The sequence below is a fragment of the Streptomyces sp. NPDC058864 genome (assembly GCF_042742985.1).
Taxonomy (GTDB): domain Bacteria; phylum Actinomycetota; class Actinomycetes; order Streptomycetales; family Streptomycetaceae; genus Actinacidiphila.
Genome location: NZ_JBHYMQ010000002.1, coordinates 35,278 through 42,276 on the forward strand (window position 1 = coordinate 35,278; position 6,999 = coordinate 42,276).

Consider the following 6,999-nt stretch of genomic DNA (forward strand, 5'->3'; position numbering starts at 1 on the left):
TCCAGTCGCTCGGTCACCGTGCGGGTCGTGTCGCCCCCGTGGCCTGGCACTCCTCTTACCTGAGTGCCAGTTTTCCCCAAGTCAGTGTACGGCGGGGTGGCAAGACCTCGGCAAGGGCCGTCCACGGGTCAGGCCCCGGGACGTCCTTGACCGGCCACCGTAGCGGGCGCGGGGCACGTCGCGGGGATACCGTCACGTTGTGGAGACCACACCGACCGCGCCGGGCTCCCCCGGCGGCTGGGAGCAGCTCGCACCGGGGGTCGCGCGGCGGCGGCTGCCCTTCCTCGACGTGACCGTCGGGGTCGTCGTCGGCGACGGGGGCGTGCTGCTGATCGACACGGGTTCCTCCGTGCCCGAGGGAGCCGGACTGCGCCGGGAGGTCCACGAACTGACCGGGCGGGACGTGACGCACATCGCACTCACCCACGGCCACTTCGACCACGTCTTCGGCACGGCCGCCTTCGAGGGCGTCCAGGTCTTCGGGGAGATGACCCTCGACACCTACCTCGACCGCGAACGCTTCTCGCTCGGCGTGGACGCGGTCAAGCACGGCGCCGGCCAGGCCGAGTCCGCACGGGCGGCGGAGGCCCTCGTACGCCCCGGCCACCTCGTGGACGGCTCCTACGAACTCGACCTCGGGGGCGACCGCCAGGTCCTGCTCGTCCACCCGGGTGAGGGGCACACCACGCACGACCTGGTGGTGGTCGTGCCGGGCACGCCGGCCGTGGTCTTCTGCGGCGACCTCGTCGAGGAGTCCGGCGAGCCCCAGGCCGGGCCGGACGCCGCCCCGCAGGCCTGGCCCGCCGCCCTGGACCGGCTGCTGCATCTGGGCGGCGAGACCGCGCTGTACGTGCCGGGCCACGGCGCCGTCGTCGACGCCCGCTTCGTCCGCGCCCAACGGGACGCGCTCGCCGCCCGGTTCGGATCCGCCTGAGCGGCGCGCCGCGCGGATACGATCCCTGGCATGCGCAGCCGCAGCTACGACCCCGACCTCACCCCGCCCTGGAAACGGCCCGCCACGCCCGCGCCCGAGGTCGCGGCCGAGCGGGACCTGGTGGTGGAGGAGGTGTCCACCGGCTTCTGCGGCGCGGTCGTCCGCTGCGAGAAGACCGCCGAAGGCCCCACGGTCACCCTGGAGGACCGCTTCGGCAAGCACCGCGTCTTCCCCATGACGCCCCGCGGCTTCCTCCTGGAGGGCCGCCTGGTGACCCTCGTGCGCCCCTCCGCCGCCCCTGCGGCCGGCCCGCGGCTGACCGCCTCCGGCTCCATCGCCGTCCCCGGCGCCCGCGCCCGGGTCGCCCGGGCCGGCCGGATCTACGTCGAGGGCCGCCACGACGCGGAACTGGTCGAACGCGTCTGGGGCGACGACCTGCGCGTCGAGGGCGTCGTCGTCGAGTACCTGGAGGGCGTCGACGACCTCCCCGCCATCGCCGCGTCCTTCGCCCCCGGCCCGGACGCCCGCCTCGGCGTCCTCGTCGACCACCTCGTGCCCGGCAGCAAGGAGTCCCGCATCGCCGCGGAGGTCACCGGGGAGCACGTCCTGGTCGTCGGCCACCCCTACATCGACGTCTGGGAGGCCGTGAAGCCCTCGTCCCTCGGCATCCCCGCCTGGCCGGCCGTCCCCCGCGGCCAGGACTGGAAGACCGGCGTGTGCCGCGCCCTGGGCTGGCCGGAGAACACCGGCGCCGCCTGGCAGCGCATCCTGGGCGCCGTCCGCTCCTACAAGGACCTCCAGCCGGAGCTGCTGGGCCGCGTGGAGGAGCTGATCGACTTCGTCACGTCCCCGGGCTGAGCCCCGGCAGGACCCCGAACTCCGACGTGTCCAGGACGACGTCCACCACGGGCAACCGCACCGCCTCACCGAACTTCCAGGTGCGCTCGGCCCGGTAGTCGGCCTGATCGCCCGTGCCGGCGGGCTCGGTGAGGACGACGCACTTGGCCGCCAGGGGGTCGACGATCACGTAGACCGGCACTTTCCCGGCGGCGTACAGCGACCGCTTGACGACGTGGTCCCGGTGGGCGCTGGTCCTGGAGACGACCTCGACGACGAGGGTGACGGCCTCCGGCGGCAGAAGGCGTCCCGACGCGGGCCCCGCTCCGCGCTCGAGGATCACGAGGTCCGGCTGGGGTTCGCTCGCCTCCTCCGGAATCGCGATGTCCTGCGTGATCGGCCCGGCGCGAGGGGTTCAGTCGACCAGGTCCCTGACCACCGCGTCCGCCAGCAGGCGGCCGCGCAGGGTGAGGACGGCCCGGCCCTCGCGGTAAGGACCGGACTCCAGGAGGCCGTCCCTTACCGCGCGCTCCGCGGCCCCGGCACCCGCCGGGGCCAGCACGTCGAGCGGACAGCCGTCGGACAGCCTCAGCTCCAGCAGGATCCGCTCCACCCGGCGGTCCTCCGCCGCGAGCACCTCACGGCCCGCCCCGGGACTGCGGCCCTCGGCGAGCGCCGCCGCGTAAGCCGCCGGGTGCTTCACGTTCCACCAGCGCACCCCGCCCACGTGGCTGTGCGCGCCCGGTCCGGCACCCCACCAGTCCGCGCCGGTCCAGTACAGCTCGTTGTGACGGCACCGGGCCGCCTCCGAGGTCGCCCAGTTCGACACCTCGTACCAGCCGTAGCCGGCCGCCGCCAGGCGCTCCTCCGCGATCAGGTAGCGGTCCGCGTGCACGTCGTCGTCCGTCATCGGCACCTCGCCGCGCCGGATCCTGCGCGCCAGCTGCGTGCCCTCCTCCACGATCAGCGCGTACGCCGACACGTGGTCCGGCCCCGCGCCGATCGCGGCGTCCAGCGACGCCCGCCAGTCGTCGTCCGATTCCCCGGGCGTGCCGTAGATCAGGTCCAGGTTGACGTGCTCGAACCCCGCCGCCCGCGCCTCCGCCACGCACTGCTCCGGGCGGCCCGGCGTGTGCCGCCGGTCCAGCACCTGCAGCACGTGCGGGCGGGCGCTCTGCATCCCGAACGAGACCCGCGTGTACCCCCCGGCCCGCAGCTCCTCCAGGTACGCCGGATCCACCGACTCCGGGTTCGCCTCCGTCGTGACCTCCGCGCCCTCCGCCAGGCCGAACTCGTCCCGGATCGCCCCCAGCATCCGGGCCAGGTCCGCGGCCGGCAGCAGGGTCGGCGTCCCGCCGCCGACGAACACGGTCTCGACCCGGCGTGGGTCGTCGCCCAGCACCTTGCGGGCCAGCCGGATCTCGTCGACCAGGGTGTCCGCGTAGTTCTCCCGGGAGGCGAGCACGCCGCCGGTGCCGCGCAGCTCGGCGGCGGTGTAGGTGTTGAAGTCGCAGTAACCGCAGCGGGTCGCGCAGTACGGGACGTGCAGGTAGAACCCCAGCGGGCGGGAATCCGCGCCGGTCAGCGCGGTCGGCGGGAGCGCGCCGTCCTCCGGCATGGGCTCCCCGTCGGGCAGTACGGATGGCATACCCCCCATTGTCCGCCATCCCCTCCGGGCCGTTTGTCCGTGTGCGGGTGCGTTGTGGTTGCGGTTGGGGTTCTTTTCCCCACCGCCCGCCCTCCCCCAGCCTTCGGCCGGGGGGACCCCCATCCCGGGGACGGTTTGGTGCGGGTCTCGCCCGGTTCGGTGGGTGGGCCGGGGGTGGGGCCTCCGGGGTGGGCATTCTGTACCGCATATTTATGTGCATGGCGGGCAATCCGGGTTCGGCACCGCTCTGCCGCACAACAAATACACGTCAGCGTCCAGAACGCCCACCCTCCCCCAGCCTTCGGCCGGGGGTGCCCCCAACTCCCCCACCCCCTCCGTATCGCGAGCGACCAACGCCCGCTGGGGGTGAGAAGGCGAACCGGGGTGACCCCGGATTGCCTCTTCACCCCCCTCCGGCCGTCAGTCGCCCATACGACGGGAGGGGGTGTGGCGGGGTGCGCCCGGAAGCGACGAGCGGTGATGCCGGTGACGAAATGATCCGGCGAATCCGCGAGCGCTGAGGACGTGCGCCGGCGCGCCACCGACCCACCGCCGCACGCAGCGAGGCGGTCACTGACCGACCGGGGCCACGGGCGGGCGGCGGGGAAAAACCCCCGCCGCAGGCGCAAACAACCCGCACACGAACAACCGACCGCAACCACGACCAACCGGCAATCCGCGAAGCGCCCCGCACTGGGCCTGAAGCACAAGCACCGCAAGATCGTCATCCGGCGGCGCCACGTCGTACTCGTGCACCGCCCGCCGGATCCGCTCCGCCACCCCCGCCGCCCCCAGCCCGGCGCAAGCCGCCAGCACGGTCGCGAGCCCGTAGTCGTCGTCGAACTGCCGGCTCCCGTTGCGCCGCTCCGTCACCCCGTCCGTGACGCACAGCAGCGTGTCCCCGGGGGCCAGCCGGAACGATTCGCTGCGGTACCGCGCGTCGTCCGTGATCCCCAGCAGTATCTGCGGCACCGCCGCGGGCCGGACCGCGCCGCCGCTCGTGAGGAGGAGCGGAAGGGGGTGCCCGGCGCTGGCCAGGGTGCACAGGGCGCCGCCACCTGAACCGGCGCCCGGGACTCCCTTCCCGGGCCCCCCCGGGCCCTCCCCCACCCCCTCCGGCACGATCTCCCCGTAGAGGAGGGACAGGAACCGCGGCCCGACGTCCCACCCTGGCCCGAGCGCGTCGCCGAGCGTGGCCGCCGCGGCCTCGTCCGCAAGGGCGCGGTTGAGCCGGTCGAGGACCTCCGCGACGCCGTAGCCCTCGCGCGCGAGGAGCCGCATGACGGGCCGGGCGAGCCCGGTGACCGCGGCGGCCTCGGGGCCGTTGCCCTGGACGTCGCCGAGGGCGAAGCACCACCGGCCGCCGCCCGCCGGGAAGAGGTCGTAGAAGTCGCCGCCGACGACGTCCGCACGCGTGGGCTCGTAGACCACGGCCGTGTCGACGCCCGGCACCGCGCCGAGCCCCGCGGGCAGCAGGCCGCGCTGCAGGACCCGGCTGATCATGGCCTGCCGGGTGTACTGGCGGGCGGTGCCCACCGCGAGCGCGACACGGCGCGCGAAGTCCTCGATGAGGCCGATGACCTCGTCGGGGAAGCGCGTCAGCCCGGTGCGCCCGAGCAGCAGCGTGCCGTGGCAGCGGCCGCCGGTGACCAGGGGGCAGGCGAGCGCCGCGCCGAACGCGTCCGTGCCCTGGTCGGTGGCGGGCCACGGCCAGGGCACGGCGCCGGCGCGGGAGCCGGGCGGCGGCGGTTCCTTCTCCAGCACCATGCGCAGCCCGTCGATGCGGCTCTCCGCGGCGTGCCAGACGCGGGCCAGGCGCGGCTCGGTGCCCTCCGGCCCGTCCCCGGAGAGCCAGACGGCGCACCAGTCGGCGAGCCGGGGCACGAGCAACTGCCCGGCGAGGGAGGCGACCATGTCCTCGTCGAGCTGCCCGGCGAGGAGGTCGGAGGCCTCGGCGAGGAAGGAGAGCGAGCCGCGGTTGATCCACTCGCTGTCGTGCCGCCGCGGCAGGCGGTGGGCCGTCGCCGCGAGGATGTCGGTGGCGCGCAGTCCGCGCAGCAGGTCACGGTCTGCCTCGGGGGCCGACGGCAGCGCCTCCTCGGGTTCACCGGCGGCCAGCCGGCACCAGATGGTCTTGAGGTCGCGCCGGTAGGTGATGCCCCACTCCTCGGAGAGCGCGGAGACGAGCTGCAGTCCGCGCCCGCCGTCGCGGCCCTCGCGGGCGAGTTCGGCCCGGTCTCGGACGACCCGGGCGGGGTGGTGGTCGGAGACCTCGACGACGAGGCCGCCCTCCTCGTGGCCGCCGGGTGCCGCGCCCTCCAGCCGGCAGAGCAGTTCGACGGTGGTGCCGGCGTGGATGACCGCGTTCGTGACGAGCTCGCTCACGAGCAGCACCGCGTCGTCCGCGAGGCGGTCACCGACGCTCCCGTCCGGCCAGGGCTCCTCCGCGGTCCACTCGGCCAGGACGGCGCGGACGAACTTCCGTGCCGCGGAGGCCGCCAGCTGGTTGCCGGGCAGGCTGGTGCGGGAAACGAACTCCCGTGGCATGGAATCTGGCCCCACTGTGCGGCTCCCGAGCAGATCCGGCATTGCGCCCTTAACGGCACGCACAGCGTGACAGACTGAGCGCGCTCATAAGCGCCGAGTCACCGAAGAAGGCCGTCATGGCTCTTAAATCGGCTGTTCCCGCCCCGAAAACCGCGACTCCCGCGCGTCCGCGTGTCGTCGACCCGCCCCCGGACGGTGAGTGGATACGCGTGGCGGAACTGCGGCCGCTGCTCACCGCGATGCGCTCGCTGTGCGACGGCGACTTCCGGGTGCGGCTGGCCGACGGGACGGAGGGGGTGCTGGCCGAACTCGGCGGAACGTTCAACCGGATCGTCGCCCGGGAGCAGCACTTCTCCGCCGAACTGGGCCGGGTCAAGCGGGAGGTCGTGCGCCGGGGCAGGCTGGACGAGCGGCTCGCGGAGAGCCCGGGGCAGGGTTCCTGGGCGGTGAGCGTGCAGGCGGCGAACTCCCTGATCGACGCGCTGGTCATCCCGGCTGCGAACGCCACCCGTGTGCTGGACGCCGTGGCGGGCGGGGACTTGACGCAGCGGGTGGACCTGCACGACGGCAGCCGGCCGCTGCGCGGAGACGTGCGCAGGCTCGGCCGGGCGGTCAACCGCATGGTGGACCAGTTGTCGCTGTTCACCGGCGAGGTGACCCGGGTGGCCCGCGAGGTCGGCACCGACGGCCGGCTGGGCGGCCGGGCGAAGGTGCGCGGGCTGTCCGGCAGTTGGCGGGACGTGACCGAGGCGGTCAACACGATGGCCGCCCGGCTGACCGCACAGGTCCGCGACATCGCGCTGGTGACGACAGCGGTGGCGCGTGGCGATCTGACCCGCGAGGTGACCGTCGAGGCGACCGGCGAGCTGCTGGAGCTCAAGCTCACCGTGAACACGATGGTGGACCAGCTCTCGGCCTTCGCGGACGAGGTGACCCGCGTGGCCCGCGAGGTCGGCACCGAGGGCCAGCTCGGCGGCCGCGCCCAGGTCCGCGGCGTCTCCGGCGTCTGGAAGGACCTCACCGACAACGTCAA

6 protein-coding genes are annotated in these 6,999 nt (G+C 74.3%); 3 read left to right on the top strand and 3 right to left on the bottom strand.

What is annotated here, in order from left to right:
- Positions 1-199 precede the first annotated feature (199 nt).
- A complete protein-coding gene (locus ACFW3D_RS01835) occupies positions 200-934 on the top strand; it encodes an MBL fold metallo-hydrolase (protein WP_500500260.1) in 735 nt (244 codons plus the stop codon).
- Between the two features lie 30 nt (positions 935-964).
- Positions 965-1,792: a DUF3097 domain-containing protein gene (locus ACFW3D_RS01840; RefSeq protein ID WP_500500262.1), complete on the top strand. Its 828-nt coding sequence runs from the start codon at positions 965-967 to the stop codon at positions 1,790-1,792.
- Here ACFW3D_RS01840 and ACFW3D_RS01845 read toward each other — a convergent pair.
- The 3 genes from ACFW3D_RS01845 to ACFW3D_RS01855 form a co-directional block, all read right to left on the bottom strand.
- The gene (locus ACFW3D_RS01845; RefSeq protein ID WP_500500699.1) at positions 1,776-2,168 is read right to left on the bottom strand and encodes a Uma2 family endonuclease; all 393 of its coding nucleotides are present in this window, start codon (positions 2,166-2,168) and stop codon (positions 1,776-1,778) included. The two genes, ACFW3D_RS01840 and ACFW3D_RS01845, sit on opposite strands and share 17 nt — an antisense overlap.
- A gap of 18 nt (positions 2,169-2,186) precedes the next feature.
- Positions 2,187-3,419, bottom strand: coding sequence for a radical SAM family heme chaperone HemW (gene hemW, locus ACFW3D_RS01850; RefSeq protein WP_500500264.1), 1,233 nt, complete (start codon positions 3,417-3,419; stop codon positions 2,187-2,189).
- 570 nt (positions 3,420-3,989) lie between these two features.
- Positions 3,990-5,966, bottom strand: coding sequence for a SpoIIE family protein phosphatase (locus ACFW3D_RS01855; protein WP_500500266.1), 1,977 nt, complete (start codon positions 5,964-5,966; stop codon positions 3,990-3,992).
- Positions 5,967-6,205: 239 nt separating this feature from the next.
- Here ACFW3D_RS01855 and ACFW3D_RS01860 point away from each other — a divergent pair.
- Positions 6,206-6,999 (top strand): HAMP domain-containing protein (locus ACFW3D_RS01860; protein WP_500500701.1); only part of this gene is annotated, 794 nt, incomplete at its 3' end.

Coding starts and splice junctions, on each gene's coding strand:
- ACFW3D_RS01840 (WP_500500262.1), top strand. CDS start 965: ATGCGCAGCCGCAGCTACGACCCCGACCTCACCCCGCCCTGGAAACGG.
- hemW (WP_500500264.1), bottom strand. CDS start 3,419: ATGCCATCCGTACTGCCCGACGGGGAGCCCATGCCGGAGGACGGCGCG.
- ACFW3D_RS01855 (WP_500500266.1), bottom strand. CDS start 5,966: ATGCCACGGGAGTTCGTTTCCCGCACCAGCCTGCCCGGCAACCAGCTG.